Origin of the sequence: Gymnodinialimonas sp. 202GB13-11, assembly GCF_040932485.1 — a bacterium.
Lineage (GTDB): Bacteria > Pseudomonadota > Alphaproteobacteria > Rhodobacterales > Rhodobacteraceae > Gymnodinialimonas > Gymnodinialimonas hymeniacidonis.
Genome location: NZ_JBFRBH010000001.1, coordinates 3,758,711 through 3,784,211 on the forward strand (window position 1 = coordinate 3,758,711; position 25,501 = coordinate 3,784,211).

A 25,501-nucleotide genomic window follows, 5' to 3' on the forward strand; every position below is an offset into this window, starting at 1 on the left:
CGGTCGCCAATACCCCGGTGCTGGGAGGCTCGGGCAAACCAAGAAGTCGGAATAAATCCAAGGGAGGAATGACCCGATGAAGAAACTGACAATGCTGGCGCTGACAAGCGCAATGGTGGCGGGCACGCCCGCGATGGCGGACCTTGTGTTCCCCTCGCTGAGCTACCGGACCGGGCCTTATGCGGCGGGTGGCATCCCGTTTGCGGATGGCTATGCGGACTACATGACGCTGCTCAACCAGCGGGACGGTGGCATCGGCGGCGTGGAAACGCGCGTGGTCGAATGCGAAACCGCCTACAACACCGAGCGTGGCGTGGAATGCTACGAGAGCACCCGCGGCGAAGGCGCGCTGGTCTATCAGCCGCTGTCGACCGGCATCACCTACCAGCTGATCCCGCGCACCACGGCGGACAATATCCCGCTGCACACGATGGGCTATGGCCGGACCTCTGCCGCGAACGGTAATGTCTTCAGCCACACGTTCAACTATCCGGCGAACTACTGGGACGCGGCCTCGGTGATCGTGAACCAGCTGCTGGAAGAGAATGACGGCAGCCTTGAAGGGCAGACCATCGCGCTGCTCTACCACAACTCCGCCTATGGCCGGGAGCCGATCCGCACGCTGCAGACGCTATCTGAGCAGCATGGTTTCTCGCTGACCGAGATCGCTGTCGACCACCCCGGTCAGGAGCAGGGCAACCAGTGGCTGCAGATCCGCCGTGAGCGTCCCGACTACGTTGTGATGTGGGGCTGGGGCGTGATGAACCAGGTTGCCATTCAGGAAGCCATCAACACGCGCTACCCGATGGAGAACTTCATCGGCAACTGGTGGGCCGGTGCCGACCATGATGTGGAATCTGCCGGTGCAGATGCGGCGGGCTACCGTTCGCTGAACATGAACCGTTTGGGTGATATGCCGGTCTTCGCGGAAATCCAGGAGCATGTGATCGACGCGGGCCTTGCGGCTGGCGACGGGTCGAACCTGGGCAACGTGCTGTACACGCGCGGCATGTACGCAGCCTTCCTGGCCGCAGAAGCCGCCCGCACCGCGCAGGAAATCCACGGTGTGGGTGAGATCGATGCGTCCATGATGCGCGACGGTATGGAAGCGTTGGTGATCGACGCGGCCGTCATGGAAGCCGCCGGTATGCCGGGAATCGGGCCGGAATTCGCAGTCAGCTGTGAAGATCACGGCGGCACGGGCATGGCCATCATGCAGCAGTGGGACGGATCGGAGTGGGTGACGCTCACCGACTTCATCGCACCCGATGACAGCGTGACCCAGCCGCTGGTCGAGGAAGACTCGGCCCAATACGCGGAAGAGAACGGGATCGAGCCGCAGTGCGCGGAAAGCTGATCTGATACGGCCGGCGGCGGCTCATGGGGGCCGCCGCCGGATTCTGCATATTTTTTGGAACAAAGATGGGCCGGACGCGCCAGGCCAGATGGGCCGCGCGTTAACGTTAATCGAGGATGAACGATGCTGGATCAGGTGAGTGAGACTGACGTGCAGGCGGAGACGCTGCTGGAGGTCAATAATATCGAGGTGATCTACAACCACGTGATCCTTGTGTTGAAGGGCGTGTCACTAAAGGTGCCCAAGGGCGGCATCACCGCGCTGCTGGGGGGAAATGGGGCTGGCAAGACCACGACGCTCAAGGCGATTTCGAACCTGCTGCATTCCGAGCGTGGGGAGGTCACGAAGGGCTCGATCCTCTATCGAAATGAGCCGGTCGCCGATCTGTCGCCTTCGGACCTTGTGGATCGCGGCGTGATCCAGGTGATGGAGGGGCGGCATTGCTTTGAGCATCTGACCGTCGAGGAAAACCTGCTGACGGGCAGCTACACCCGCAAGGACGGGCGCGGTGCGATCGCGGCGGACCTTGAGATGGTTTACGACTATTTTCCGCGCCTGAAGGAGCGGCGGACCTCGCAGGCCGGATACACGTCGGGTGGGGAACAACAGATGTGCGCGATTGGCCGCGCCCTGATGTCGAGGCCCGAGACGATCCTGCTGGATGAGCCTTCGATGGGACTTGCGCCGCAGCTGGTGGAGCAGATTTTCGGCATCGTGAAGCGGTTGAACGAAGAACAGGGGGTGACATTCCTTCTGGCCGAACAGAACACCAATGTGGCGCTGCGCTTTGCGCATTACGGCTACATTCTGGAGTCGGGGCGTGTTGTGATGGACGGCCCGGCGGCGGAATTGCGCGAGAACCCGGATGTGAAGGAATTCTACCTCGGCATGTCCGAGGAGGGGCGAAAGAGCTTCCGCGATGTGCGGTCCTACCGCCGCCGCAAGCGTTGGTTGAGCTGAGCCAATGGGCGCAGCCTATGGCATCGTTGGCTATCCGGATGTTCCGCGGGGGGAGGCTGCTGGGGCACTTGCAGCCTGTGAAGCGGCGTTGCGCGAGGACGGGTGGATTGAAGGCGACCACGACCCGGACGCGGTGTATGGCGATCGTGGCCCCACGTTTCGACCGGCGGCGGACGGGCCGGCGGGGCGGCTGCTTTTCATGACGCACCCGGTCAGCGGCGCGCGTATGGAGATGGCGATCAACGGGGTGTCGTTTTGCGGGCCAAGTTACCTGAATCATGGGCCTTTCATCGATATGCCATCTTTCGAATGTCCGTCCTGCGGGGGCGAAACACGCCGGGAGACGGATGGTGCGCGGGCGCAGCAGGAACGCTGCTTCGAGATGTTCGGGCGCTATGCCGATGCCGACGATGCACTGCGGCAGGTGGCCTGTGTCCATTGTCAGGCCGAGGTCGACATCAACGATCTGATTGCGGACGGGCCGCCGACCTTTGTGCTGAGCGATGTTGCGGTGGAATTCTGGGATTGGCCGCCTGATTTGATTGAACCGGCTGCTGCGCTGATGGACCGGGCGTTGGGACGCCCGCATCGGATGGGCTGGGTCCACGTTTGAGGAGAGAGTGACATGTTGGATCAGAAGCAAGGCTTCTACGACGCTCTTGAAACGCGCAGTGCGGATGAACGCATGGCCGCGCAGTTGGAGGCGCTGAACGCGCAATTGGCGCGGGTGGCGGAGGCGCAGGATACATGCCTTGTGTCGGGTCCGCTCGGCGATCTGGGTGATCTGGCAAAGCTGCCGGTGTTGCGCAAATCCGATCTGGTAGCTTGGCAGGCGGAAAAGCCTCCATTTGGGGGGATGGCCGTGTCGAACGTGGCACATGTGTTTCAGAGCCCCGGCCCGATCTATGAGCCCGGCGGGATCAGCCATGATTGGTGGCGGATGGGGCGCTTTCTGCATGCGGTGGGCATTGGCGCGGGTGACATCGTACAGAATTGTTTTGGCTATCACCTGACCCCTGCTGGCATGATCTTTGAAAGTGGCGCGCGGGCTGTGGGAGCGGCGGTTCTTCCTGCCGGTGTCGGCCAAACAGAGCTTCAGGTGCGCGCGGCCAAGGATATCGGTTGCACGGCCTATGCGGGCACGCCGGATTATCTGAAGGTCATTCTGGATAAGGCGGATGAAATGGGGGAGGCGCTGACGTTCACCCGCGCAGCAGTGGGCGGTGGAGCACTGTTCCCGTCCCTGCGGCAGGAGTACGCGGATCGCGGGATCACCTGCCTGCAATGCTACGCCACAGCCGATCTGGGCAATATCGCCTATGAGAGCCCCGCGATGGAGGGGATGATCCTTGATGAGGGTGTCATCGTTGAGATCGTGCGCCCCGGCACGGGTGATCTGGTGCCGGAAGGCGAGGTCGGCGAAGTTGTCGTCACCTCACTGAACCCCGACTACCCGCTGATCCGCTTCGCCACCGGAGACCTCAGTGCGATCTTGCCGGGCGAAAGCCCGTGTGGACGGACGAATACGCGGATCAAAGGTTGGATGGGCCGTGCGGACCAGACCACCAAGATAAAGGGCATGTTTGTGCGGCCTGAACAGGTGGCTGACCTTGTTGCCAAGACCGGAGCCGCCAAAGCGCGCGTGACGGCCATGCGCGAGGGCGAGATGGACGCGATGCTGGTGCAGGTTGAGGGCGTGGGGCTGGATGCCGCTGAGCTTGCGAACGCTGTCGCGGCGACGCTGAAGTTGAAAGGAAAGGTCGAACTGGTGGCACCGGGCACCCTGCCCAATGACGGCAAGGTTATCGACGACCAGCGCAGTTACGACTGACCCTAGCGATTGGCGCTTTCGGCGGCGCGCAGCTCGGCCGGGCTGGCAAGGCCATTGCCATCAGTATCGACCTGTCCAAAGGCAATGCGGTAGGCCCCAAGGTTGCGGATGCGTCGGGACATGGGCGCGCCGACCTCTGCCATCGTGGCGATAAAGGTCCGAAACTCGTTGAGGGTAAGCTGTTCATCCCCGTTGGCGTCGGCGGCCAGAAAGGCCTGTACACTCTCATCTTCATATTGAGCCTGTGCCGGGAGGGGCAGGGCAGTAAGCGCGGCCAAAGCGGCCACATGTCCAAGGTGTCTCATCGGAACCTCTTCGAAGCGATTGCGGCGTGTTTGAAATATAGGAACGCACATGGTCACGTGCCGGTTCCAATGTCGTGAACCCCGCGAAACCGGCAGCAATTTGCCAACGGCACGCGCTGCGTCATCCAATGACAGCCTGCGTGGCCCGTACGGCCTATTCCCCGTTATCGGTTAGCGTTCGACCCGCATGTTAGAAAAACCGCAACGTAACGAATCGACGGAGACGACCCAAATGCGTGCCAGCCTAGTAGCCTTTGCAGCAGGCCTAATCGCCAGCTTTTCGCCCATGACAGCCTTGGCCGACACGGCGCTTTTGATCGTCAATGACCGGTATGCCAACGCCCAGAACCTACGGGAAGGCGCATCGGTTGAGGGCCTGCGCAGCCGCTTGCAAGACGCAGGATTCGACGTGATCACCGTCGCGGATGGCGATGGCCAAGACATGCGCGACGGGCTGGACCGCCTGCTGGCGGCCAATGAAACAGACCGTGTGCTGGTGGCCGTGGTGGGGCATTTCGCTCGATCCCGCACCGATAGCTGGCTGTTGGGCAGTGACGTGGATGAACCCAACCTTGCTACCGTCAGCGGTGACGGGCTGAGCCTTTCGGTTCTGATGGAGGCTGCGGCCAGTGCGCCGGGCCGCTCCGTGATCCTGCTGGGGCTGGAGCGCCGCCGTATCACGCTGGGCCAAGGGCTTGGCGCGGGCGTTGGCCGCGTCGATGCCCCGCAAGGGGTGACGGTTGTGGCCGGAATGCCTGAGGATGTGGCGGATTTCGCGCGCTACCAACTCCTCACCCCGGGCACCAACCTCGAAGAGGCACTGGATGAGGCGCAAAGCCTGCGCGCCTTTGGCTTTGTGTCGTCTGATCTGCCGTATTTCCCGGCGCTCACACAGGCACCGGCCCCTACGCCAACGCCCCAGCCCCCCGTCCCGTCGCAGCAGCCCACAACGGATGAGACGGCGCTGTGGGAAGCGGCGGTGGAACTGGACACAGCAGGCGCTTATCGGGCCTATGTGAACCGCTACCCGAATGGTTTCTATGTGAACGACGCGCGTGCCCGCATAGATGCGTTCGAGAATGATCCGACGGCGCAAGCGCGCGCTGCCGAGGAAGCGCTGAACCTGACCCGTGACCAGCGTCAGCAGATCCAGCGTAGCCTCTCGATCCTCGACTATGACACGCGCGGGATTGATGGGATTTTCGGCACTGGCACCCGCAACGCGATCCGGGGCTGGCAGGAGGCCAATGGCTTGCCGACGACGAGTTACCTCGATGCGCCGCAGATCAACACGTTGTCTCAGCAAGCCTCCGTCCGCGCGGCGGAGTTGGAGGAAGAGGCCCGCATCGCCCGCGAAGCAGCAGAACGCGCCGACCGCGCCTATTGGCAGGTGACAGGGCAGGGATCGACCGAAGAAGGCCTTCGGGCGTACCTTGGCCGCTATCCCGATGGTCTTTTTGCTGAACTGGCCGAGGACCGTCTGGAGCAATACGAACGCGCCGCTCGGGCCGAGGCCGAAGCGCGTGACCGCGCTGCTTGGGATGTCGCGCGCGGTGCGGACACGGTGCCGGCCTATCAGGGCTACCTCAACGACTATCCCGAGGGTGCTTTCCGCGATCAAGCGCAAGCCCGGATCAATCAGTTGCAGGGCAATGGCGGCGGCCTGACCGAGGCGCAGCGCGCCCAGTTGCAGGCGCAGGAAAACGCGCTGAACCTGCCGCCCGTGACGCGGTCACTGATCGAACAGCGGCTGGCGGCCTTGGGGTTGGAGCCAGGGCGGATTGACGGCCGCTTTGATGAAAACACCCGCCGTGCCATCCGCCGGTACCAACGCGCGCGCGGGCTGGACGTGACCGGATATTTGAACCAGCCTTCCGTTGTGCGCCTGCTGGCCGAGACAGTCGGTGGCATTCTTCAGATCGATGGGATTATAAACCGGTGAAATATCTCGCAGTTGCAGCGGCCCTGATCGGGGCCGCGATCGTACCGCACTCTGCCCAAGCGCAGAATGCGGCGGAATTATCCGCCGCGCGACAGGTTCTGTTGCAGCTTCAGCCGCGTAGCTTTGCCGAGAATTTGGAATATTGCGGCTATATCGGGCGGATGCCGGATGGCAGCCTGACGGCCACCGAGGTCACGCGCGGCGATGCGTGGGGGTGCCTCAGCCGGGGTGATGAAAGCCGGTTCGTGGAGATTGTGGCAAGCTTCCACACCCATGCCGCGTTCGATCGCGCGGCAGACAGTGAGGTGCCGTCCAGCGACGATATGTACGGTGATATCGAAGAGCATGTGAACGGCTATGTCGCCACTCCGGGCGGGCGGCTTTGGTACATCGACTATCGCCGGCAGGTGGCGACGCAGGTTTGCGGGTTGGGCTGTATGGGGCAGGACCCCAACTTCATCCCAGGCGATGGGGGACCCATTGCGCAAAGCTACAGCTTGCAGGACATCCTCCGCCGGGAGGGTGGTTAAGGATCAAGCGCCACGCCAGCCGGGCACCCGGCGGGTACGTTGCCGTTGCTGTCCGGTGTGCAGTCCTGCGTTTGCGCGGCGGCAGGCAGGGCGATCAGGGTGATGAAAAGCGCGGTCAAAATCGGGCGCAGGGTCATGGAAATGGGCTTTCGCTGAATAAAATCAGGGCCAAGATACACGATTCTGGCCGCGCTGTGCTACGGCATGAAATCCGTAGGCGGATTTCCGACCACTTCACGAACACGGCATGAAAAAAGCCGCCCTTTGCGGGGCGGCTTTTTCAATGGGTCGCTCAGAAGACCTTAGCCCTGGCGGGCTTTGAACCGGCGCTGCGTCTTGTTGATGACGTAGACGCGGCCCTTGCGGCGCACAACGCGGCAATCGCGGTGGCGGTTCTTGAGCGAGCGGAGTGAGTTCTTGACCTTCATGGGTCTTCTCCTTCGTCGCGGCGCGTCAGCTGCGCCTGGTTTCGGTCTGGGCGCGGCGCGGATGGCGCGGCCCGGTGAATATCTCGTGGCCCTGTGGGGCCGTTTCGGCTCTCGGGACCTTCGCTTCGCGAAGACCCTGTCGCCTGTCACCCTTTTCTTGCGAAAAGCGTGACGTTGTGCGGAGACTTTTCTACGAAAAGATCCCGCTTGGTGGGCGATACTGGGATCGAACCAGTGACCCCTTCGATGTCAACGAAGTGCTCTACCGCTGAGCTAATCGCCCTTTACCTTTGCGGAGCGCCTTTTGCCAGGGAAGTCTGCGCAAACAGACGCCAGGCCCAAGACGCGCGGACCGCGTGGGTGAGCGGTCGTATAAAAGGTTGCCCGGACCCGTGCAAGGGCTTTTGGCTTCGCGGGAAAAGCCGCTATATCTGAGGGTAACGAATTTGACTGGAAGCTTTATGCACGCCGCGTTCCGCCTCGATCTGCCTCGGGAAACCACCTCTTGCGTGACTGTGGCCTCGCCGCATTCCGGGCGCCATTACCCGCCCGCATTTCTGCGCGCGTCGATTCTGGATGAGCGGACGATTCGATCCTCAGAGGATGCTTATATCGACCGGCTTGCGGCGGCGGCACCAGCGCTCGGCGCGCCTTTGCTCGCTGCCGAATGGCCGCGCGCCTATCTGGACCTGAACCGGGCGGCGGATGAGCTTGATCCGGGTGTGATCGAAGGTGTCGGGCGCACCGTGCAGACCCCGCGTATCAATTCCGGGCTGGGTGTTATTCCGCGCGTCGTCGCCAATGGCCGCGCGATCTATCGTGGCAAGCTGACCCGCGCCGAGGCCGAAGCGCGCATCGCCCAGATCTGGCAGCCCTACCATGCCGAGTTGGAGGGTCTGTTGCACAATGCCCGTGAGGAATTTGGCCAAGCGGTGCTGATCGACATGCACTCGATGCCCCATGAGGCCCTCGATTCGGTGGCGCGTCCGGGCACGCCGCGGCCTGAGGTGGTGTTAGGGGACCGTTTTGGCGCATCGGCGGGCACGGAGATTGTCGATGTGCTGGAGCAGGGATTTCTGGAGGCCGGTCTGGTCGTCAGCCGCAACGCACCGTTCGCCGGGGCTTATATCACGCAGCGCTACGGGCGGCCGACAAAGGGCTACCACGCGATCCAGGTCGAGATCGACCGCGCGCTTTACATGAATGAGCGTATGGTTCGCCCGAATGCGAACTTCGAAGCGGTGAAGGCGATTGTGGCGCAGGTTCTGGCGCGCGTGATTGGTGCGCTGCCCGGGCGGGTGCCTTTGGCGGCAGAGTGACGCCAGTCGACGCTCGTGCGGCTTGTGCCGCACATCGCCCCGCCCGCCGTCCCGTTTGGGGGCGCTGCCCCGTCCTTCGGACTCCCCGAAGGCATTTTTGGCAAGATGAAAGCGCTAGCGGAGTGCCCGGCCTTTGAGGATCGCGTCTGAGCCGAACCGGTCACGGATGGCATCCGTTGCGCGTTCGGCCTTAATGCGCGCTTCCTCCTGTGGGTCGAGCAGATTGCCTTCGCGGTCGGCCTGATCCTCGGGGATCAGGTCCGAGACGCCGACCCCGAGCAGACGGTAGGGTTTGGGGTGGTCCATCCTGTCAAAGAGCGCGCGCGCCATAGAGTAGATGCGGTCGGCAGTTTGAGTGGCGTCGGGTAAGGTCGACCGGCGGGTGATGAGTTTGAAATCGGCGCGTTTGAGTTTCAGCGTTACGGTGCGCCCGGCAATACCCTTGGCTTTCAGGCGGTCCGAGACTTTTTCAGCCATGCGCCAGATATGGCCGTCGAGCAGATCAGTCGAAGCGATATCGTCGTTGAAGGTCGTCTCGTTGGACACGCCTTTCACCGCCCGGTTGCGTTTGACGGAGCGATGATCCTCGCCGCGCGCGAGGTGCCAGAGCCGCTCGCCCATGGAGCCGAAGCGGTCGTGCAGGGCCTCGCGCTCCCACCGGCGGAGGTCGGCGAAGGTATTGATCCCGGCCTTGTTGAGCGAGGCCTGCCCAACCTCTCCAATGCCCCAGATCATCCGCACCGGTTTGTCTGACAGGAAGTCGAGCGTCTCACCCGCGCCAATCACTGAAAAACCGCGCGGTTTTTCCAGATCAGAGGCGATCTTGGCGAGGAACTTGTTGTGGCTGAGGCCGATGGAGCCGGTGATGCCGATTTCCTCCCGCATCCGCTTCACGAGCCGCGCCAGCATCACGGCCGGGGGTTTTCCGTGCAGGCGGGCGGTACCGGTGAGGTCCATGAAGGCCTCGTCCAGTGATAGCGGCTCGATCGACGGCGTCAGCTCTTCCATCAGGGCGCGGACCTGTTTGGAGACTTCGACGTAAGTGTCCATCCGGCCCTTCACGACCACCGCCTCCGGGCACAGCTTTAGCGCCTGAAACATTGGCATCGCGGAACGCACGCCCTTGATCCGCGCGATGTAGCAGGCGGTGGAGACGACGCCGCGCCGCCCGCCGCCGATGATGACGGGCTTATCGCGGATCTCGGGATTGTCGCGTTTTTCGACGGAGGCATAGAAGGCGTCGCAATCCATGTGCGCGATGGAGAGGTCGAATAGTTCGGGATGCGAGGTCACACGGGGGGACCTACACACCGGGCAGCGGCGCGCATCGTCCAAGGTTTCCAGGCAATCGCGGCAAAGGGCGGGCATGGGTGCAGGATACGCGGCTTTGGGGCGGGTCGAAAGGTGCAGATAAATCAGTGATTGCTAATATTAGAGATTTCTAATATAATATCATCATGAAACAGGAAGACCCCTTCAGGGCTTTGGCCGACCCGACCCGCCGCGCAATCATGGATCGCCTGCGGGACGGGCCCTGCAATGTCTCGGACCTGACGGAGGCTTTGCCGATCAGCCAATCCGCCGTGTCCCAACAGTTGGGCGTGCTGCGCGCGGCCGGGTTGGTGAGCCAGAAAAAAGACGGCACGCGACGCATCTACTCGGTGGATGGAGAAGGCTTCGCATCGGTGCGCCATTGGGTTGGTACATATGAAACGTTTTGGGATGACGGCTTAGATCGGCTGCGCACACATCTGGCGAAGGGACGTAACTGATGTCGCTGTCCGAGATTGTCCGCGAAGTCGACCTGCCGCACCCGCCCGATCAGGTTTGGCGCACCTTCGCCTCTCAGGAGGAATTGGCTGCTTGGTTGATGCCCAATGACTTCACGCCCGAAGTTGGAGAAAAATTCAACTTTCACACGGATCCTGCGCCGGGGTTTGACGGGATTGTGCACTGCGAGGTGCTTGAGTTCGACCCGCCGCGACTATGGCAAGTCAGCTGGGTTGCCGGGAAGGTCGATACGGTTTTGACAATCACGCTTGCACCCTCGCCGGGTGGCACTCGGTTGCGGTTGAGCCATGCCGGTTTTGGTGCGGGCACGATGCTGCCGCGTGTGATCCTCGGGATGGGGTGGACGCGCCTGCTGCGTAGAAAACTGGCAGATAGGTTGAAAGAGGAGGGCTGAAGGATGCCTAAGGATGATGTCGAACGCGTGGCATGCCGGACCCCAGCGGAGGGCAAGGGCGGGACCAGCAACATTCCGGTGTGGAAATACGACGCTGTCAGCGCGGCCATTCGGGCCGTGTTGGAGGATGCCGGTGCGGAGGGGATGCTGAACAAGGATTTGCGTGATGCGGTTGGCGCGCGGTTGAGTGCCGATGATCTGGAGAACCTTGGCAAGCTGGGCTGGCACGTGGTGACGGTGAAGCTTGAGATGGAAGTGCGCGGCGAGGTTGTGCGCCTGCCCGGGAAAGGCCCGCTAAAGATCGCGGCGGCCTAACCACTTTTCCATGTAGATGCGGTTCAGGCCCTTTTCTGTGACGCGCTTTGTGATCGTGAACCCAAGGCGTTCGTACAAAGCGACGTTTGCCGCCATCTTTTCATGGGCATAAAGGCGAAGGCACGAAAATCCGGCGTCCTTCGCGATGATCTCAGCCCAAGCGACCAACGCCTTGCCGCGCCCCTGTCCCTGCATGTCCGGCCGCACCGCGATGTTGTCGAGCAGCATCGCATCGGCCTGCTCGATCAGGACCATTGCTTCGATCAGACCCGCCGCATCCGATCTGATGCCCACCCAATGATCCGCGATGAGCTGCGCGTAATCGGCCAGCATCGGCCCGGGCTTCTGGCCGATCACCTTGATCCAAGGCTCATAAGCAGCCTGAACAAGGGCGGTCAGGGCCTCCGCATCTTCGGAATTCGCCTGGCGCATTGGGATGGTCACGGGGTGGCTCCTGCAGTGTCAGTTACGGAATCCCGCCGTCGATTGGGGGTGGAGTCAAGCGCTGCAAAGCCTCATATCCTGTTTGCATGAAGCTCGAAGACCAATTCAGAGGTATATTAGCTATGCTCGAAGACCTTATCGCGGGCGGCGGCCCGGGGCTGTTCTGGCTCGTCCTCGCACTTGCGATCATTTTCATTATTTCCCGGGCGATCCGTGTGGTTCCGCAGTCTGAGAAGCACGTTGTCGAACAGTTCGGACGCTTCCGGATGGAACTTGGGCCCGGCCTGAACTTCATCGTGCCGTTCCTGCAGCGGGTGGCCCACCGGGTCTCGGTTCTGGAACGCCAGCTGCCCACCGCGTCGCAGGACGCCATCACTTCGGACAACGTGCTGCTGGTGGTGGAAACCAGCGTCTTCTACCGCGTGCTTGAGCCGGGCAAGACCGTCTACAGGATCCGCGATGTGGATGCCGCCATTGCCACCACGGTGGCCGGTATCGTCCGCGCCCAGATCGGTAAGATGGAATTGGACGAAGTGCAGGCCAACCGCGCCGCGCTGATTGCGCAGATCAAGGAGCAGGTTGAAAGCGCAGTGGATGACTGGGGCATCGAAGTGACCCGGGCGGAAATCCTCGACGTGGGCCTCGATCAGGCGACCCGCGATGCGATGTTGCAGCAGCTCAACGCCGAGCGGGAACGCCGCGCTGCCGTGACCCGCGCCGAAGGGGAGCGTCGCGCGGTCGAGCTGCAGTCGGACGCAGAGCTTTACGCCGCCCGTCAGGAAGCAGAAGCCCGCCGCGTGACCGCCGATGCAGAAGCCTATGCAACCGGCGTGGTGGCCGAAGCGATCCAGAAGGGTGGTCTTGAAGCCGTGCAATACAACATCGCACTGGAGCAGGTGAAAAGCATCGCCAAGGTCGCGGAAGGGCAGGGCAATCAGACGATCATAGTGCCCGCGGATGCCGTGGACGCCTTTGGCAAAGCGTTCACCATGCTGAAGGGCCGGGGCTGATGGACCCGTTCTGGAGCCAATGGTGGGTATGGGGCGTCGCCGCCGTGGCGCTGGCCGTGGGGGAGGTTTTGCTGCCCTCCTACGTGCTTCTGGGCTTTGGCGTGGGCGCTGCAATTGTAGCTTTGCTGCTGCTGATCGGGGTGCCGCTGGCGGCCTCCTGGCCGGTTATGATCCTGGTCTTCGCCATCACGTCCCTGATCGCGTGGCTTTTGCTGCGGCGTGTGCTGGGCGTCTATAGCGGGCAGGTGAAGACCTTCGATCACGACATTAATGACTGATCTGAGCGCTTATGCGTCGCTGGCCGACAGGGTGGCGGCGCTGGACCTTGACCAGGACATCACGCTGACGCCTGCGGACATGCCGGGCGATCTGGCCGAGGTGACACCCTTCGACGGCCTGGTCATCGACACGTCCTTCATGCGCACCATCGGATGGGGTGGAGAGGGCGAATTTCCCTTCGAGATCGTTGACCAAAGCCCCGGGTTTGAGGCCTTTGCCATGCCCGATGGCTTTCGGCGCGTTGGCTTGTGGTTGCTTCATCTGCTGTTCTCGGGGCGGGAATGGGCCGGGCTTGAACTGACCCACCGCACGAGTCGGGCGCAGCACCTCTATGCGCGCGTTATTCACCCGATTGTGCATGTGGGCCTGATGACAGACGGCCCCCCGAAAGTCACAGCCTACGAGCATTGGACGCAGGAAGTTTGGCGCCACCCCTTCGCGGATCTCCACCTGACCCACGTAGAAAGGCTGCGCAGTGAGGAAGACCGACCGCGCTTCGCCTTCGGGTGGAGCCGCGACATGCTCGCCCATCAATTCGATACGCGCCATGCCGACCAGATCATTCTTGAGGCCACGCCTGAGGGCATCGCGGCCATGGCGGCTGTGCTGATGGATATGGCGCATCCTGAATACGGCCGGGAAGAGATTGATTTTGAACCGCCCTATCTCGGCTTCGCAGCCACGCAGCCAAGGTCGATCGAGGCGCGGTTCTGGTTGCCGGGCAGCATTGCCTTCTTTTGCGACACGCTGGAAGAATTGACCTTGCGGCCGTGGCCCTCGGGTTAGGATAGCTCGCTCAACACCCTCTCAGCCGCCGCTTTCGGGTCTTGATGTTGCCAGATCGGGCGGCCCACAACGATATGATCGGCCCCGTCCGCAATGGCTTGAGCAGGCGTTGCCACCCGCTTTTGATCGCCCAAAGCGGCCCCCGTTGGCCGCACGCCGGGGGTGACGATCAGGCGATCCTGTGTTTCTGGTAGGGCCCGGATCATCGCGGCTTCTTGCGGAGAGGCAATTACGCCATCGGCCCCGGCCTCGAATGCACGTCCCGCGCGCTCTGACACCAGATCAGGTATCGCGCCCTCGCGGATCAAGGACGCATCCAGATCGGCCCGGTCGAGCGAGGTCAGGATCGTCACGGCAAGGATCTTCGTCTCAGACCCTGCAGCACCCTCTTTCGCGGCGCGCACCACATGCGGGTCGCCATGCACCGTCAGGAAATCCAGATTGAACTGCGCAAGGCCGCGCACCGCGGCTTCCACCGTCGCGCCGATGTCGAACAGCTTCATGTCAAGGAAGATACGCTTGCCGTGGTCTTGCTTCAGTTCATTGGCCAAAGCGAGCCCGCCGCCCGTCAGCATGCCAAGACCGATTTTGTAGAAAGACACGCTGTCGCCGAGCTTCTCGGCCAGGGCGAGACCCTGCAGCACGTTCGGCACATCCAGCGCTACGATCAGGCGGTCATCGGCCATCATTCTTCCCCTTTGCAAACCCGCGCCCTGATTAGGCGCGCGGGCGGGGGAAGTCCATCTTAGGCAGCGGCGAGTGCTGCGTCCCGCAGGCCGCGCGTGATGCGCTGAAACCCGGCGGTCAAAGGCGCGCGCACCTGCACGACGCGGCGGCGAATGCCGCTTGCATCAAGATACTGCACCTCGGCGCGGAAGGCGCTGGCTTCGGGGTCATAGGCGACGCGATGCAGGCTCAGGCACGGGGTCGACATGGGGCTTCTCCAACATCAAGGACGGCAAACAGCGCCATCTATGGGGGTTATGTGGTAAGCAAACGCAATATGTCGAGGCGGGTTCTCCTTACCTCAAATGGATGTGACTCGCCGTGAAAGCCAAAAAAACGGCCCGGGTCGCCCAACACCAAAGGCAACCCGGACCTGACGCACACATATAGGGGCGTGTGCGTTTTTTTCCGAACTACACTGGGGATAAGAGGTCGTGCAGTCCGATGGGCGCTCTGGATGCGCCCGATGAACTCTATATGGGCGATATGGTTGGGATTGTTGCGGGGAATAAGCGGCTCTGATTTCCCCTGCTTGTGCGATCGGTTGACGGGCGGCACAGTTGAGCGATGCGACAGCCCAAAGACATTGCAGCGGCGTTGGAGGCGTTCGACGGCACCCATGTGGACCCGCTCCGCGCGGTTCTGGCGGAGCCTTGGTCGCCAGAGGCCGAAGACGCTTTGCTGGCGGCCATTCCCGGCCCGGAAGAGGTCGCGGCGACGTGGCTGGTCAAGGCCTTGGTTGAAAAGGCGCAGTTGGGTACAGGGCAGGTCGCACGGGCGTTTGAGCGGTTCAGTGCCGTGACAGAACCCGACGCGGCCCTTCATCTTCTGCAATGCGCTCAATTTGCACCGGATGCCGCCCCGATCCTCCGCCCGCATCTTACGCCCTATTATGGGCATTCGAAAATCCTGCTCCGCGTCTGGGCCTTTGACGCTTATTGCCGGGGTGCGCCGCCGGAGGAAGACCTGACCGAGCGCATCAAGCAGGGCGTGAGGATGCGCCACGCCTCCATGCGGGCGCGGTCCAAAGCGTTGGCGCGCGACTTCGGCATTGATCTTGAGAACGATGGATAGCCTCCCCATCTATTGTCCGAGGCCCACGAAGCCATGCCGCAAAGCGGGTGGCGACAACCGGGCGCTTGGATAAAGGAGAGACGTGATGAACGTGGAAAAGTTCACGGATCGCGCGCGCGGATTCATTCAGGCCGCGCAGACGATTGCACAGCGGGAAGACCATCAGAAGCTGGTTCCCGAACATTTGCTGAAAGCACTGTTGGACGATGAGGAAGGCCTAGCCTCCAACCTCATCGGTCGTGCGGGCGGTGCGCCCGAACGGGTGCGCGAGGCACTGGAAGACAAGATCGCAAAGCTGCCCAAGGTCACGGGCGATGGCGCGCAGGTGTACCTCGACAAACAATTCGCCAAAGTGCTGGACGAGGCCGAAAAGGTCGCCACCAAAGCGGGCGATAGCTTTGTGCCGGTTGAACGCATGCTGACTGCGTTGGCGATGGTAAAATCCGGCGCGAAAGACGCGCTCGATGCGGGCGCGGTGAATGCGCAAGCCCTGAATGCTGCGATCAATGATTTGCGGAAGGGCAAGACCGCCGACTCGGCGAGCGCCGAAGACAATTACGATGCGCTGAACAAATACGCCCGTGACCTCACCGCCGCCGCGCGGGAGGGCAAGATTGACCCGATCATCGGCCGCGACGAGGAAATCCGCCGTGCGATGCAGGTTCTCAGCCGCCGCACCAAGAACAACCCCGTCCTCATTGGTGAACCCGGCGTGGGTAAGACCGCGATTGCCGAGGGCCTCGCGCTTCGCATCATAAACGGCGACGTGCCGGAATCCTTGCGCAACAAGACGCTGATGTCGCTCGACATGGGCGCGCTGATTGCCGGTGCGAAATATCGTGGCGAGTTTGAGGAACGCCTGAAGGCCGTCCTCGGTGAAATCGCCAATGCCGCCGGTGAAATCATCTTGTTCATCGACGAGATGCACGTGCTGGTCGGCGCGGGCAAAACCGATGGCGCGATGGATGCGGCCAACCTGATCAAGCCTGCGCTTGCCCGGGGTGAGCTGCACTGCGTCGGTGCCACCACGCTGAACGAATACCGCAAATATGTGGAGAAAGACGCAGCGCTGGCCCGCCGGTTCCAACCGCTTGTTGTGGAAGAGCCGACGGTCGAAGACACCGTTTCGATCCTGCGCGGCATCAAGGAGAAGTATGAACTCCACCACGGCGTGCGCATCAGCGACTCCGCATTGGTGAGCGCCGCGACCCTGTCGCACCGCTACATCACTGACCGCTTCCTGCCCGACAAGGCTATCGACCTGATGGACGAGGCAGCCTCCCGTCTGCGGATGGAAGTGGACAGCAAGCCTGAAGAACTCGACGCGCTCGACCGCCAGATCCTGCAAATGCAGATCGAGGCCGAGGCGTTGAAGAAGGAAGACGACGCGGCCTCCAAAGACCGCCTCGCCAAGCTCGAAAAAGAGATGGGCGATCTGCAGGAGCAGAGCGCCGAGATGACCGCCAAGTGGCAGTCCGAACGCGACAAACTGGAATCGGCGCGCTCGATCAAAGAGCAACTCGATCACGCCCGCGCGGAGCTGGATCAAGCCAAGCGCAACGGCGACCTGGGGAAGGCCGGGGAGCTGTCGTATGGCGTCATTCCGCAGCTTGAAAAGCAGTTGGCCGAGGCCGAGGATCAGGACGAAGACGTCATGGTCGAAGAGGCCGTTCGCCCCGAACAGATCGCCGAAGTGGTCGAGCGGTGGACGGGCGTGCCCGTCGCCAAGATGCTGGAAGGCGAGCGCGAGAAGCTGCTGCGCATGGAAGACGAGCTTGGCAAGCGCGTCATCGGTCAGCATCAGGCCGTATCAGCGGTCAGCCGCGCCGTCCGCCGTGCCCGCGCGGGCTTGCAGGACGAAGGCCGCCCGCTCGGCTCCTTCCTGTTCCTCGGGCCGACCGGCGTGGGTAAGACCGAACTCACCAAGGCACTCGCCGAATACCTGTTCGACGACGACCAGGCCATGGTCCGCATCGACATGTCGGAGTTCATGGAGAAGCACGCGGTCGCCCGCCTGATCGGTGCCCCTCCGGGCTATGTCGGCTATGACGAAGGCGGAGTGCTGACCGAAGCCGTCCGTCGCCGCCCCTATCAAGTGATCCTGTTTGACGAGGTCGAAAAGGCCCACCCCGAGGTGTTCAATGTGCTGCTGCAAGTCCTCGATGACGGCATCCTGACAGATGGCCAAGGCCGTCAGGTGGACTTCAAGCAGACGCTGATTGTGCTGACCTCGAACCTTGGCAGTCAAGCGCTGAGCCATCTGCCCGAAGGGGCCGATGCCGGTGAGGCGCAACGCGATGTGATGGACGCCGTCCGCGCCCATTTCCGTCCGGAATTCTTGAACCGTCTGGACGACATGATCGTCTTCGACCGGCTCAGCCGCGCTGATATGGACGGCATCGTCAAGATCCAGCTTGGCCGTCTTGAGAAGCGTCTGGCCGCCCGCAAGATCCACCTGGATCTGGACGAGGGCGCGATGACGTGGCTCGCCGATGAAGGTTACGATCCGGTCTTTGGCGCACGTCCGCTGAAGCGCGTGATCCAGCGGTCGCTGCAAGACCAACTGGCCGAGATGATCCTCGCCGGTGATGTCATGGACGGGTCCGAGGTCAGCGTCTCCGCCGGGGCCGATGGGTTGATCGTGGGCGACCGCGTGGCGCCGTCGAACCGGCCCAAACCGGATGACGCCGTCGTGCACTAAGACAGGCCGACCATTAGAACCACGAAGCGCCCCGCCGGATCATCCGATGGGGCGTTTCTGTTTCTCCAACTCGGTATAGGGGCAGACATCATCTTCAAACGGCACATGGCGGCGGCGAAACGTTGTGCCCTCTACCGCCTCCGGCGCGCTGATCCGGTCCATGCGGAAATGCCGGAAATCGCCGCGCGAAGGGTCCCATCCCACCAGATACCAAAGCGGCGGCAGGATCAGCATCGCCTGTGGCTCTACCTCGCGCTTGGTGATCCGCCCCTTGGCATCGCGATAGCCAAACCGGATCGTCTGCCGCCCCAGAAACGCCGCTTCGAATGCGGGCAAAAGGGTATCGTCCATCTGGCCCATATCCGACAGGTCCTGCAGTGGCGAAATCTGCCCGATGTGAAGACAATCCAGAAAGGCGCGCAGGTCGCGCACCTTGTCCTTGGGCAGCGCACGTTCGATCTTGGCCAGCCCCGCATCGGCCAAGCCGCCAAAGGGCAGATTGCCTGCCGCCCGCATCGACGCCACGCTGATCAGCAGGGCAAAGACCTCCGGCACCGAAAGCCGCGCGTTGGTCTGGACCGAGGTCGGGTCAAGCTGCAACCCACCGCCGCGCCCGACATCGGAATGGATGACAAACCCCTCGTCCCTAAGCGCGGATATATCGCGCAGGACCGTGCGGCGCGACGCGCCCACTTCATCGGCGAGAGCCTCAACGGTGCTGGTCCCGTTGCGGCGAAGGCTGCGTACGATGGCGTCATGTCGAAGGCGTACATTCATATCGCGACCATATCATTAATGGTGACATATTTTGGCACTATTAAGATTTAGACCGATCTCAGCAACCAAAATGAAGGAGTTGAGATCATGGAGCGCAATGCAGTGAACCCTTGGGATTGGTCGATCAAGCTGGGCTACAATCAGGCCGAATTCATCGACGGCGCCACACGCCAGGTTATTGTCGCCGGGCAAACCTCCGTCGATGAAAACGGCACGCCTCAGCATAACGGCGATATGCGCGGGCAGATCGCGCTGGCTTTGGACAATCTGGAATGCGTCTTGGTCGAGGCCGGCATGACGCTGGCTAACGTCACCAGGCTGGGCGTCTACGCCACCGATGTTGATGAGGCGCTGAAGAACTTCGACTTGATGGGGATGCGCTTCGGCCCACATCAGGTCCGCCCGCCCATGACCCTGCTGGGCGTGCAGCGTTTGGCCATTCCGGGCTTGATGTTCGAGATCGAGGCCACCGCCATGGCCTGAAAACCGCGACATGGTTTGGCCACCGGGCGGAAACGTTCCGGTGGCCAATTTGCGTCAAATCGTGGTTATTGGAAAGTTAAGAAAAACCGAAAGATCAATTAAAATCAGTAATTTAAACTCGTTGCTCACGCGTGAGCAGCGGCTCTTACCCGCGCAAAGCCGGAAGCCCGATCCCCGTCGCCTCGAACCCGCCATCCACGGCCAGCGTCTGCCCCGTGATGTAGCTGGCCTTCTCGGAGCACAGGAAGACAATCGCCCCCGCAAGCTCCGCCTCGGTGCCGTACCGGTTGAGCGGCAAGGCATCGTGATAGGCCGCGATGATCTCGAGCGTGTGGACGGCCATCGCCAGCTTCGTACGCACCGGCCCCGGCGCCACGGCGTTGCAGCGGATCCCATGTTCGCCCAGTTCCACCGCCTGCTGCTGTGTCAGTGCGATCACGGCAGCTTTCGAGGTTCCGTAAGCCACCCGCAGCGTGGAGGCCCGCAGCCCCGAGATCGACGCGATATTCACAATCGCGCCTTTGGTTTCCTTCAACGCGGGAGTCGCGGCCTGACTCATCAGAAACGTGCCATCCAGGTTGATCGACATCACCCTCCGCCAGCGATCGAAATCGGTCTCTTCAATCCGCCCGAAATCCGCCACGCCCGCATTGTTGATCAGCGCGTCGACTTGCCCGAACGCATCCAGCGTCTCCCGCACAATAGTCTCGACCTGTTGCGGGTTGGAAATGTCGTATGGCAGGGCGAGGACGTTCTTGCGCGTGGATAATGCAACCTCAAGTTCGGCCGCATCCCAATCCACCATCGCCACGCGCCACCCTCGTGACAGGAATTCGTCGGTTGTGGCCAGGCCAATGCCTCGCGCGGCCCCAGTAACGATGGCAGTTTTCATCGGTGCGTCCTCCGTTCACTTGAGCGCAGTGAACGGGAAATACACGAACCCGGCAAGAAATACCCCCGCATGAGGTCTGCTCATGCGGGGGTGTGCCGGGATGCGAAGGGACAAGGCGCCCCGGCAAAAGCGAGCTGATTAGTGCGGCAGCAGAACCGCGTCGATGATGTGCACAACGCCGTTGGAGGCGAAGACATCAGCCGTGGTCACGGAGACGTTGCCGTTGAGGTGTACGCCATTGCGGCCGTTCACGCGGATGTTGGAGCCTTGGACTGTCGGGATCGCGCCATGCTGTCCGGCCAGAGCGGAGGCAGGATAATAGTCACCCGAGACGTGGTACGTCAGCACGTTGGTCAGCGCGGGGATATCGGCGAGAAGCGCGTCGAGTGTACCTGCGGGCAGATGCGCAAAGGCGCGGTTGGTGGGTGCGAAGACGGTGAAGTTGCCGGGCGAGGCCAGCGTGTCGACCAGACCTGCGGCTTGCACAGCAGTTACGAGGGTCGAGAGGTCGGGCGTGGCGACGGCCAATTCAACGATATTCGAAGAGCCCGTGACAGCGCGCGCGGGAAGCGTGGTGGCGAGGCCGGCCAGCGGTGCAGCGGCGACAAGGCCTGCGGTTTTGGTGATAAAGTTACGACGGTCCATGATGGTCCCCTTTCCGTTTGGTGGTGTTTTGAAAAGCGAAACGGGGAAGGCCTGAGCCTTCCCCGATGCGTTCAAGCGTTTACTGCGGCGGCAGCAGGACGCTGTCGATGACGTGGATGACGCCATTCGATGCTTCGATGTCGGCGGCCACGACGTTGGCGTCGTTGATCATCACCGGATCGAGCGACACGGTGATATCGGCGCCGTTTACTGTGGTCGCGGTCATGCCGTCGGACAGATCGCCCGACATCACGGCACCGGCGACCACGTGGTAGGTCAGCACAGCAGTGAGTGCTTCGGTGTCAGCCAGCAGGCCTTCGACCGTGCCTTCGGGCAGGGCGGCGAACGCTTCATCGGTGGGCGCGAAAACGGTCAGCGGGCCTTCACCCGACAGCGTTTCAACAAGGCCAGCAGCTTCGGCGGCGGCGAGCAGGGTGGTGAAGGAGCCTGCCTCGGTTGCCACGTCGACGATGGTGTTGGAATGACCGTCCGCGAAGGCGGGAGCGGCGAGTGCAGTGGAGGCCGCGAGGGCAAGGAGTGCGTTACGCATGATCTCTCTCTTTCTCTCTGTCTGTGTGCTCAGGGGCAATGATGCGCCCCATAAGGCCAGCGGGGTTTGCCCGGTGACGAGGAGCGAGATGCGGCGTGCTAAATTCGTTTCAACCGAAGCGAATTCTTGCCCATGGGCTTGACCTAAGGGCAGGCGCGCCTAAGCCACGTCCAAAATGCCGTTCCAATCACAAACCGGTGAATTCATGTGATCATTCGTTAGAGAATGTTGCGAAATTCATGTCTCCCGTTGCCGTTTCCGGCCTGCGGTGGGCATGGTGTTCGCGGTGATTTGGGAGGCGTGAGCAATGGATATGCCGAGCATGGAGAATGTCAGCGTCTTCCTGGAGGCGATGGCATTGGTCTTTTGGCTGGTGATTGGGCTTGTGGCCTTGGCTGCGGTTGTCCTTTTCATCGTCGACCGAACGCAGAAAGCTGATGCGATCCGGCGCAACTACCCGGTGCTCGGTCGGTTCCGAGGCATCTTCAGCACTTTGGGCGAATTCTTCCGGCAGTACTTCTTTGCGATGGACCGCGAAGAACTGCCGTTCAACCGTGCGCAGCGGGAATATGTGAAGCATGCGGCGCAGGGGAAATCCTCGACCCTGCCGTTCGGCTCGACCCGCAACATCACCGTGGTGGGCACGCCGCTGTTTGTGCCGTCGGCCTTCCCGCCGCTCGACGATCAGTTCGCGAGCAGTGAGCCGCTGCTCATCGGGCCGAATGCGGTGACACCTTATAATGCACCTTCTTTCTTCAACCTGTCAGGCATGAGTTACGGGGCTATTTCAAAGCCCGCCGTTCGGGCGCTGTCGCGCGGGTGTCAAATGGCCGGGTGCTGGATGAACACCGGGGAGGGGGGCTTGAGCCCCTATCATCTTGAGGGCGGCTGCGATGTCGTCTTTCAAATCGGCACGGCGAAATACGGTGTGCGCGATGCCGAAGGGAACCTGAGCGACGAGAAACTGCGGGAGGTGGCGGCACATAATAATGTGCGGATGTTTGAGCTGAAGCTGGCGCAGGGGGCGAAGCCGGGGAAGGGCGGTATTCTGCCGGCGGCGAAGATCACCGACGAGATTGCAGAGATCCGGGGCCTGCCCAAAGGGCGCGACGGGATCAGCCCGAACCGGCACAGGGAAGCGGCGAATGCGGACGAATTGCTCGACCTGATCGGCCATATCCGCGAGGTGACGGGCAAGCCGGTGGGCATCAAGACAGTGATGGGTGATCCGCAGGTGTTCGTGGACCTGTTCGACGCGGTGGCAAAGCGTGGCGAGGCAAGCGCGCCGGACTTCATCACCCTGGATGGCGGGGAGGGCGGGACTGGTGCCGCCCCCATGCCGTTGATGGATCTTGTCGGCATGTCGATCCGCGAGGCGTTGCCGATCCTGACTGATCTGCGCAACAAGGCGGGTTTGAAGGATCGCATTCGGATTGTGGCCTCCGGCAAGCTGGTGAACCCGGGCGATGTGGCTTGGGCTTTGGCTGCAGGTGCGGATTTCGTCGTAAGCGCCCGCGGCTTCATGTTTGCCCTCGGCTGCATTCAGGCGCTGAAGTGTCACAAGAATACCTGCCCGACGGGGATCACCACGCACGATCCGCGCTTTCAGGAGGGGCTGGTTGTTGAGGACAAGGACATGCGTGTTGCGAACTACGCCAAGAACCTTGTGAAAGAGGTCGAGGTGATCGCGCATTCTGTCGGTGTGAGTGAGCCGCGCCTTATGCGGCGACAACACGTGCGGCTGGTGCAGCCGGATGGCAGCAGCCTGCCGATGGATCGGTTATTTCCAAGCGAGGTTGTGTCAGCGTGAAAGCCGAGCTGGAAGGCTACTATAAGGACAAGTTCCGAAAGACAGGCGCGTCATTCACACTTCGGCGCCGCCATTGCGAGGGCGAGGTCATCCCGACCGAAGACGGGAAATGGCATTGGTGGGTGCGGACCCCGCAAGGCCGGTATTCGGGAGAGGCCCCATATTTATCGTCGGCCTGCTCGACCGCCTATTCAATTGCCACCCGATGGGAACATACGATCCCATCTGATGAAGAGCCGCTTCCGGTCACGCGGCCTGACCTGAAACGTTAGGCACGCCTCACACCACCTAACCCTTTCGTGAGATATGATGTCAGCGCTTGGGAAATGTGGGTCTGATGGCGCATATACTCTCCTGACAAAGGACGAGGAGACAGCCTTATGGCCCGCCGCTACCAATCCAAGCTGACGTGGGACGACGTCACGCCGGAACATCTCTACTTGAACCGCCGCCAGATCATGGCTGGCACGGGCGCACTGTTGGGGGCGGGGCTGATCGGTGGCAACGCGCAGGCGCAGGATCTGGAACCCAATACCTGGGAAGAGATCACGACCTACAATAACTATTATGAGTTCGGCACCGGCAAGGATGACCCGGCACGCAATGCGCATACGCTCGTGACCTCGCCTTGGTCGGTTGAGATTGACGGGATGGTCGACAACCCAGGCACCTATTCCTTTGAGGACATCATGGACGGCATGACGGTCGAGGAGCGGATCTATCGCTTCCGCTGCGTCGAGGCCTGGTCAATGGTGATCCCTTGGAACGGGTTTGAATTGGCCGATCTGCTGGACCGGGTTGGCGTGCAGGACAGCGCGCGTTACGTCGCCTTTGAAACCGCCAACCGCCCCGACGAGATGCCGGGCGTGCGGGTGCCGGTTCTGGATTGGCCTTACCGCGAGGGCCTGCGGCTGGACGAGGCGCGCCATCCGCTGACCATCATGGCGACCGGTATCTATGGGCGGGATATCCCGAACCAGAACGGTGCGCCGATGCGTTTGGTGGTGCCGTGGAAGTATGGCTTCAAGTCGATCAAGTCGATTGTGCGCATCACGCTGACCGACCGCGAGCCTTTCGCAAGCTGGAACCAAGCCAACCCGCGCGAGTATGGCTTCTATAGTAATGTGAACCCGAACGTGGATCACCCGCGCTGGTCGCAGGCGAGCGAGCGCCGGATTGGCGGCGGCCTGTTTGCGCGCCGCGAGCCGACGCTGATGTTCAATGGCTATGAAGAAGAAGTGGCCGGCCTTTATGAAGGCATGGATCTGGAAGCGAATTTCTGATGATCCGCGCGGCGACCGTTCTTCTGTGCCTCGGCTTGCCAGGTCTTGCGGCTGCACAATCCGTGCTGCCCGCAGAAGAGGTTGTTGCCGACACCTATATACAGGCCTTCCCGGAGACAGGCGCACGGATCGCGGTGTTCGAGGCCGGGCAGGGATTCCGGGAAGAACTGTTCGAGCGGGACGTGGCCGGCGTCTTCGACACGCTGATGCCGGGGCAGCCACCCATCACGCAGGCCGACATCATCATTGCACGGGTCGACGATTGGGCGGAGGCGGCGGCAGTTTTCGCAGATACGCCGTTGCACCTTTTGTCTGAGACGGCGCGCAACCTTCCGGCGGACCAAACCGTCTACCTGCAAGAAACGCAGATGTTTGGACAGATTGATGTGCTGACCTTCACCGTTCTGAACGAAAGCGACGGACAGGTCGTCCACGCACGTTGTATGGCACGGCTCGTGATCGACACACTCTATACGGGCGCAGATGCTGATTTTGATTTGATCGCCTGTTCACGGGAGATGGAGTGAGATGGTCGGCGCCCTGAATCAGACAGTCCGCAAAGTGCCGGGCTGGGTGCTTTATATAATAGGGACTGCGTATGGTGCGTGGCTGTTCTACCTCGGGGCCACCGGAGGCTTGGGTGTTGAACCGATTGAGGCGCTTGAACATCGTTACGGCAAGATAGCCTTCCAGCTCATCTTGGTCGGGTTGGCCGTCACGCCGCTCCGCCAGCATCTGAGATTGAACCTGTTGTGCTGGCGACGGGCCATTGGCGTTCTGGCCTTTTTCTTTGCGCTGGCACACTTCCTCGTATGGGCGGTGCTAGACGTTCAGTCGCTATCCCGGATCTGGGCCGACATTCTGGAGCG

General features: G+C 61.9%; 33 protein-coding genes and 1 tRNA gene (1 of these 34 only partly in view). 22 read left to right on the forward strand and 12 right to left on the reverse strand.

Features of this window, described 5'->3' with window-relative positions; all coding sequences use genetic code 11:
- Positions 1–76: 76 nt before the first annotated feature.
- From V8J81_RS19210 to V8J81_RS19225, 4 genes are all read left to right on the forward strand, one after another.
- Positions 77–1,357 (forward strand): ABC transporter substrate-binding protein, encoded by a 1,281-nt coding sequence (locus V8J81_RS19210; protein WP_368477358.1) that lies wholly within the window; start codon positions 77–79, stop codon positions 1,355–1,357.
- Between the two features lie 123 nt (positions 1,358–1,480).
- Positions 1,481–2,317, forward strand: a complete 837-nt coding sequence (locus V8J81_RS19215; protein WP_368477359.1) for an ABC transporter ATP-binding protein — start codon at positions 1,481–1,483, stop codon at positions 2,315–2,317.
- Between the two features lie 4 nt (positions 2,318–2,321).
- The gene (locus V8J81_RS19220) at positions 2,322–2,930 is read left to right on the forward strand and encodes a hypothetical protein (protein WP_368477360.1); all 609 of its coding nucleotides are present in this window, start codon (positions 2,322–2,324) and stop codon (positions 2,928–2,930) included.
- Positions 2,931–2,942: 12 nt separating this feature from the next.
- Complete coding sequence (locus V8J81_RS19225) at positions 2,943–4,148, forward strand: phenylacetate--CoA ligase family protein (RefSeq protein ID WP_368477361.1); 1,206 nt, start codon at positions 2,943–2,945, stop codon at positions 4,146–4,148.
- A gap of 2 nt (positions 4,149–4,150) precedes the next feature.
- On the opposite strand, the gene V8J81_RS19230 is transcribed toward V8J81_RS19225, so the two are convergent.
- A complete protein-coding gene (locus tag V8J81_RS19230) occupies positions 4,151–4,453 on the reverse strand; it encodes an EF-hand domain-containing protein (RefSeq protein WP_368477362.1) in 303 nt (100 codons plus the stop codon).
- A gap of 232 nt (positions 4,454–4,685) precedes the next feature.
- Between V8J81_RS19230 and V8J81_RS19235 the strand changes: the two genes are divergently transcribed.
- Both V8J81_RS19235 and V8J81_RS19240 read left to right on the forward strand, forming a co-directional pair.
- The gene (locus V8J81_RS19235) at positions 4,686–6,395 is read left to right on the forward strand and encodes a peptidoglycan-binding protein (protein WP_368477363.1); all 1,710 of its coding nucleotides are present in this window, start codon (positions 4,686–4,688) and stop codon (positions 6,393–6,395) included.
- Positions 6,392–6,925 (forward strand): DUF4329 domain-containing protein, encoded by a 534-nt coding sequence (locus tag V8J81_RS19240; protein WP_368477364.1) that lies wholly within the window; start codon positions 6,392–6,394, stop codon positions 6,923–6,925. The genes V8J81_RS19235 and V8J81_RS19240 overlap by 4 nt, the downstream gene beginning before the upstream one ends.
- Here V8J81_RS19240 and V8J81_RS19245 read toward each other — a convergent pair.
- Together V8J81_RS19245 and ykgO are read right to left on the reverse strand one after the other, a co-directional pair.
- Entirely contained in the window at positions 6,922–7,062 is a 141-nt protein-coding gene (locus tag V8J81_RS19245; RefSeq protein WP_368477365.1) for a hypothetical protein, read from the reverse strand. The two genes, V8J81_RS19240 and V8J81_RS19245, sit on opposite strands and share 4 nt — an antisense overlap.
- 165 nt (positions 7,063–7,227) lie before the next feature.
- Positions 7,228–7,353 carry a type B 50S ribosomal protein L36 gene (ykgO, locus tag V8J81_RS19250; RefSeq protein ID WP_008562923.1) on the reverse strand — a complete coding sequence of 42 codons (126 nt, stop codon included), beginning with the start codon at positions 7,351–7,353 and terminating at the stop codon, positions 7,228–7,230.
- On the opposite strand from ykgO, the gene V8J81_RS19255 reads away from it, so the two are divergent.
- A complete protein-coding gene (locus tag V8J81_RS19255) occupies positions 7,352–7,525 on the forward strand; it encodes a hypothetical protein (RefSeq protein ID WP_368477366.1) in 174 nt (57 codons plus the stop codon). The genes ykgO and V8J81_RS19255 overlap by 2 nt on opposite strands.
- Before the next feature lie 36 nt (positions 7,526–7,561).
- Here V8J81_RS19255 and V8J81_RS19260 read toward each other — a convergent pair.
- Positions 7,562–7,636 (reverse strand) — tRNA-Val (locus V8J81_RS19260).
- Positions 7,637–7,814: 178 nt separating this feature from the next.
- Between V8J81_RS19260 and V8J81_RS19265 the strand changes: the two genes are divergently transcribed.
- Positions 7,815–8,672 (forward strand): N-formylglutamate amidohydrolase, encoded by an 858-nt coding sequence (locus tag V8J81_RS19265; protein ID WP_368477684.1) that lies wholly within the window; start codon positions 7,815–7,817, stop codon positions 8,670–8,672.
- Between the two features lie 114 nt (positions 8,673–8,786).
- Here V8J81_RS19265 and V8J81_RS19270 read toward each other — a convergent pair whose 3' ends face one another.
- Positions 8,787–10,040, reverse strand: a complete 1,254-nt coding sequence (locus tag V8J81_RS19270) for a DNA polymerase IV (protein WP_368477367.1) — start codon at positions 10,038–10,040, stop codon at positions 8,787–8,789.
- 89 nt (positions 10,041–10,129) lie between these two features.
- Between V8J81_RS19270 and V8J81_RS19275 the strand changes: the two genes are divergently transcribed.
- The 3 genes from V8J81_RS19275 to V8J81_RS19285 are packed head-to-tail and all read left to right on the forward strand — an operon-like array spanning position 10,130 to position 11,172.
- Positions 10,130–10,444 carry an ArsR/SmtB family transcription factor gene (locus V8J81_RS19275; protein WP_368477368.1) on the forward strand — a complete coding sequence of 105 codons (315 nt, stop codon included), beginning with the start codon at positions 10,130–10,132 and terminating at the stop codon, positions 10,442–10,444.
- On the forward strand, positions 10,444–10,857 hold the full coding sequence (locus V8J81_RS19280; protein ID WP_368477369.1) for an SRPBCC family protein: 414 nt from the start codon (positions 10,444–10,446) through the stop codon (positions 10,855–10,857). Before V8J81_RS19275 ends, V8J81_RS19280 begins: the two co-directional genes overlap by 1 nt.
- A gap of 3 nt (positions 10,858–10,860) precedes the next feature.
- Positions 10,861–11,172 carry a DUF6958 family protein gene (locus tag V8J81_RS19285; protein WP_368477370.1) on the forward strand — a complete coding sequence of 104 codons (312 nt, stop codon included), beginning with the start codon at positions 10,861–10,863 and terminating at the stop codon, positions 11,170–11,172.
- On the opposite strand, the gene V8J81_RS19290 is transcribed toward V8J81_RS19285, so the two are convergent.
- Entirely contained in the window at positions 11,152–11,616 is a 465-nt protein-coding gene (locus V8J81_RS19290) for a GNAT family N-acetyltransferase (RefSeq protein ID WP_368477371.1), read from the reverse strand. The two genes, V8J81_RS19285 and V8J81_RS19290, sit on opposite strands and share 21 nt — an antisense overlap.
- Before the next feature lie 122 nt (positions 11,617–11,738).
- Here V8J81_RS19290 and V8J81_RS19295 point away from each other — a divergent pair, with 122 nt between their 5' ends.
- Genes V8J81_RS19295 through V8J81_RS19305 form a run of 3 tightly spaced genes read left to right on the forward strand, consistent with a single transcriptional unit; the run spans position 11,739 to position 13,691 of the window.
- Positions 11,739–12,626, forward strand: a complete 888-nt coding sequence (locus V8J81_RS19295) for an SPFH domain-containing protein (protein WP_368477372.1) — start codon at positions 11,739–11,741, stop codon at positions 12,624–12,626.
- Positions 12,626–12,904 carry an NfeD family protein gene (locus tag V8J81_RS19300; protein WP_368477373.1) on the forward strand — a complete coding sequence of 93 codons (279 nt, stop codon included), beginning with the start codon at positions 12,626–12,628 and terminating at the stop codon, positions 12,902–12,904. The genes V8J81_RS19295 and V8J81_RS19300 overlap by 1 nt, the downstream gene beginning before the upstream one ends.
- The gene (locus V8J81_RS19305) at positions 12,897–13,691 is read left to right on the forward strand and encodes a hypothetical protein (protein ID WP_368477374.1); all 795 of its coding nucleotides are present in this window, start codon (positions 12,897–12,899) and stop codon (positions 13,689–13,691) included. The genes V8J81_RS19300 and V8J81_RS19305 overlap by 8 nt, the downstream gene beginning before the upstream one ends.
- On the opposite strand, the gene pyrF is transcribed toward V8J81_RS19305, so the two are convergent.
- Together pyrF and V8J81_RS19315 are read right to left on the reverse strand one after the other, a co-directional pair.
- The gene (gene pyrF, locus V8J81_RS19310; protein WP_368477375.1) at positions 13,688–14,377 is read right to left on the reverse strand and encodes an orotidine-5'-phosphate decarboxylase; all 690 of its coding nucleotides are present in this window, start codon (positions 14,375–14,377) and stop codon (positions 13,688–13,690) included. The genes V8J81_RS19305 and pyrF overlap by 4 nt on opposite strands.
- A 59-nt stretch (positions 14,378–14,436) precedes the next feature.
- Positions 14,437–14,625 carry a hypothetical protein gene (locus V8J81_RS19315; protein WP_368477376.1) on the reverse strand — a complete coding sequence of 63 codons (189 nt, stop codon included), beginning with the start codon at positions 14,623–14,625 and terminating at the stop codon, positions 14,437–14,439.
- A 359-nt stretch (positions 14,626–14,984) separates the two neighbouring features.
- Here V8J81_RS19315 and V8J81_RS19320 point away from each other — a divergent pair, with 359 nt between their 5' ends.
- The gene (locus tag V8J81_RS19320; RefSeq protein WP_368477377.1) at positions 14,985–15,491 is read left to right on the forward strand and encodes a hypothetical protein; all 507 of its coding nucleotides are present in this window, start codon (positions 14,985–14,987) and stop codon (positions 15,489–15,491) included.
- An 85-nt stretch (positions 15,492–15,576) separates the two neighbouring features.
- The gene (clpB, locus tag V8J81_RS19325) at positions 15,577–18,192 is read left to right on the forward strand and encodes an ATP-dependent chaperone ClpB (RefSeq protein WP_368477378.1); all 2,616 of its coding nucleotides are present in this window, start codon (positions 15,577–15,579) and stop codon (positions 18,190–18,192) included.
- A 39-nt stretch (positions 18,193–18,231) separates the two neighbouring features.
- Here the strand turns inward: clpB and V8J81_RS19330 are convergent, their stop codons facing one another.
- Positions 18,232–18,969: a helix-turn-helix transcriptional regulator gene (locus V8J81_RS19330; RefSeq protein WP_368477379.1), complete on the reverse strand. Its 738-nt coding sequence runs from the start codon at positions 18,967–18,969 to the stop codon at positions 18,232–18,234.
- A gap of 87 nt (positions 18,970–19,056) precedes the next feature.
- On the opposite strand from V8J81_RS19330, the gene V8J81_RS19335 reads away from it, so the two are divergent.
- A complete protein-coding gene (locus tag V8J81_RS19335) occupies positions 19,057–19,452 on the forward strand; it encodes a RidA family protein (RefSeq protein WP_368477380.1) in 396 nt (131 codons plus the stop codon).
- A 145-nt stretch (positions 19,453–19,597) separates the two neighbouring features.
- Here the strand turns inward: V8J81_RS19335 and V8J81_RS19340 are convergent, their stop codons facing one another.
- From V8J81_RS19340 to V8J81_RS19350, 3 genes are all read right to left on the reverse strand, one after another.
- Positions 19,598–20,344: an SDR family NAD(P)-dependent oxidoreductase gene (locus tag V8J81_RS19340; RefSeq protein WP_368477381.1), complete on the reverse strand. Its 747-nt coding sequence runs from the start codon at positions 20,342–20,344 to the stop codon at positions 19,598–19,600.
- 138 nt (positions 20,345–20,482) lie between these two features.
- Positions 20,483–20,989 (reverse strand): fasciclin domain-containing protein, encoded by a 507-nt coding sequence (locus V8J81_RS19345; protein ID WP_368477382.1) that lies wholly within the window; start codon positions 20,987–20,989, stop codon positions 20,483–20,485.
- A gap of 79 nt (positions 20,990–21,068) precedes the next feature.
- Complete coding sequence (locus V8J81_RS19350) at positions 21,069–21,539, reverse strand: fasciclin domain-containing protein (RefSeq protein ID WP_439649913.1); 471 nt, start codon at positions 21,537–21,539, stop codon at positions 21,069–21,071.
- 322 nt (positions 21,540–21,861) lie between these two features.
- Here V8J81_RS19350 and V8J81_RS19355 point away from each other — a divergent pair, with 322 nt between their 5' ends.
- From V8J81_RS19355 to msrQ, 5 genes are all read left to right on the forward strand, one after another.
- Positions 21,862–23,349, forward strand: coding sequence for an FMN-binding glutamate synthase family protein (locus tag V8J81_RS19355; protein WP_368477686.1), 1,488 nt, complete (start codon positions 21,862–21,864; stop codon positions 23,347–23,349).
- Entirely contained in the window at positions 23,346–23,621 is a 276-nt protein-coding gene (locus tag V8J81_RS19360; protein WP_368477383.1) for a hypothetical protein, read from the forward strand. The genes V8J81_RS19355 and V8J81_RS19360 overlap by 4 nt, the downstream gene beginning before the upstream one ends.
- Positions 23,622–23,729: 108 nt before the next feature.
- Positions 23,730–24,632 carry a protein-methionine-sulfoxide reductase catalytic subunit MsrP gene (gene msrP / locus V8J81_RS19365; protein WP_368477384.1) on the forward strand — a complete coding sequence of 301 codons (903 nt, stop codon included), beginning with the start codon at positions 23,730–23,732 and terminating at the stop codon, positions 24,630–24,632.
- Complete coding sequence (locus tag V8J81_RS19370; protein WP_368477385.1) at positions 24,632–25,159, forward strand: hypothetical protein; 528 nt, start codon at positions 24,632–24,634, stop codon at positions 25,157–25,159. Before msrP ends, V8J81_RS19370 begins: the two co-directional genes overlap by 1 nt.
- 1 nt (position 25,160) lies before the next feature.
- Positions 25,161–25,501 carry the 5' portion of a protein-methionine-sulfoxide reductase heme-binding subunit MsrQ gene (gene msrQ, locus V8J81_RS19375; protein WP_368477386.1) on the forward strand. It continues 259 nt past the right edge of the window, so the window shows 341 of its 600 coding nt (coding positions 1–341); the start codon lies at positions 25,161–25,163; its stop codon lies off the right edge, out of view.

Coding starts and splice junctions, on each gene's coding strand:
- V8J81_RS19235 (WP_368477363.1), top strand. CDS start 4,686: ATGCGTGCCAGCCTAGTAGCCTTTGCAGCAGGCCTAATCGCCAGCTTT.
- V8J81_RS19245 (WP_368477365.1), bottom strand. CDS start 7,062: ATGACCCTGCGCCCGATTTTGACCGCGCTTTTCATCACCCTGATCGCC.
- pyrF (WP_368477375.1), bottom strand. CDS start 14,377: ATGGCCGATGACCGCCTGATCGTAGCGCTGGATGTGCCGAACGTGCTG.
- V8J81_RS19355 (WP_368477686.1), top strand. CDS start 21,862: ATGGAGAATGTCAGCGTCTTCCTGGAGGCGATGGCATTGGTCTTTTGG.
- V8J81_RS19300 (WP_368477373.1), top strand. CDS start 12,626: ATGGACCCGTTCTGGAGCCAATGGTGGGTATGGGGCGTCGCCGCCGTG.
- ykgO (WP_008562923.1), bottom strand. CDS start 7,353: ATGAAGGTCAAGAACTCACTCCGCTCGCTCAAGAACCGCCACCGCGAT.
- V8J81_RS19335 (WP_368477380.1), top strand. CDS start 19,057: ATGGAGCGCAATGCAGTGAACCCTTGGGATTGGTCGATCAAGCTGGGC.
- V8J81_RS19350 (WP_439649913.1), bottom strand. CDS start 21,539: ATGCGTAACGCACTCCTTGCCCTCGCGGCCTCCACTGCACTCGCCGCT.
- V8J81_RS19270 (WP_368477367.1), bottom strand. CDS start 10,040: ATGCCCGCCCTTTGCCGCGATTGCCTGGAAACCTTGGACGATGCGCGC.
- V8J81_RS19305 (WP_368477374.1), top strand. CDS start 12,897: ATGACTGATCTGAGCGCTTATGCGTCGCTGGCCGACAGGGTGGCGGCG.
- V8J81_RS19340 (WP_368477381.1), bottom strand. CDS start 20,344: ATGAAAACTGCCATCGTTACTGGGGCCGCGCGAGGCATTGGCCTGGCC.
- clpB (WP_368477378.1), top strand. CDS start 15,577: ATGAACGTGGAAAAGTTCACGGATCGCGCGCGCGGATTCATTCAGGCC.
- V8J81_RS19230 (WP_368477362.1), bottom strand. CDS start 4,453: ATGAGACACCTTGGACATGTGGCCGCTTTGGCCGCGCTTACTGCCCTG.
- V8J81_RS19255 (WP_368477366.1), top strand. CDS start 7,352: ATGGGTCTTCTCCTTCGTCGCGGCGCGTCAGCTGCGCCTGGTTTCGGT.
- V8J81_RS19285 (WP_368477370.1), top strand. CDS start 10,861: ATGCCTAAGGATGATGTCGAACGCGTGGCATGCCGGACCCCAGCGGAG.
- V8J81_RS19210 (WP_368477358.1), top strand. CDS start 77: ATGAAGAAACTGACAATGCTGGCGCTGACAAGCGCAATGGTGGCGGGC.
- V8J81_RS19370 (WP_368477385.1), top strand. CDS start 24,632: ATGATCCGCGCGGCGACCGTTCTTCTGTGCCTCGGCTTGCCAGGTCTT.
- V8J81_RS19295 (WP_368477372.1), top strand. CDS start 11,739: ATGCTCGAAGACCTTATCGCGGGCGGCGGCCCGGGGCTGTTCTGGCTC.
- V8J81_RS19225 (WP_368477361.1), top strand. CDS start 2,943: ATGTTGGATCAGAAGCAAGGCTTCTACGACGCTCTTGAAACGCGCAGT.
- V8J81_RS19330 (WP_368477379.1), bottom strand. CDS start 18,969: ATGAATGTACGCCTTCGACATGACGCCATCGTACGCAGCCTTCGCCGC.
- V8J81_RS19220 (WP_368477360.1), top strand. CDS start 2,322: ATGGGCGCAGCCTATGGCATCGTTGGCTATCCGGATGTTCCGCGGGGG.
- V8J81_RS19345 (WP_368477382.1), bottom strand. CDS start 20,989: ATGGACCGTCGTAACTTTATCACCAAAACCGCAGGCCTTGTCGCCGCT.
- msrP (WP_368477384.1), top strand. CDS start 23,730: ATGGCCCGCCGCTACCAATCCAAGCTGACGTGGGACGACGTCACGCCG.
- V8J81_RS19265 (WP_368477684.1), top strand. CDS start 7,815: ATGCACGCCGCGTTCCGCCTCGATCTGCCTCGGGAAACCACCTCTTGC.
- V8J81_RS19280 (WP_368477369.1), top strand. CDS start 10,444: ATGTCGCTGTCCGAGATTGTCCGCGAAGTCGACCTGCCGCACCCGCCC.
- V8J81_RS19275 (WP_368477368.1), top strand. CDS start 10,130: ATGAAACAGGAAGACCCCTTCAGGGCTTTGGCCGACCCGACCCGCCGC.
- V8J81_RS19315 (WP_368477376.1), bottom strand. CDS start 14,625: ATGTCGACCCCGTGCCTGAGCCTGCATCGCGTCGCCTATGACCCCGAA.
- V8J81_RS19320 (WP_368477377.1), top strand. CDS start 14,985: ATGCGACAGCCCAAAGACATTGCAGCGGCGTTGGAGGCGTTCGACGGC.
- V8J81_RS19215 (WP_368477359.1), top strand. CDS start 1,481: ATGCTGGATCAGGTGAGTGAGACTGACGTGCAGGCGGAGACGCTGCTG.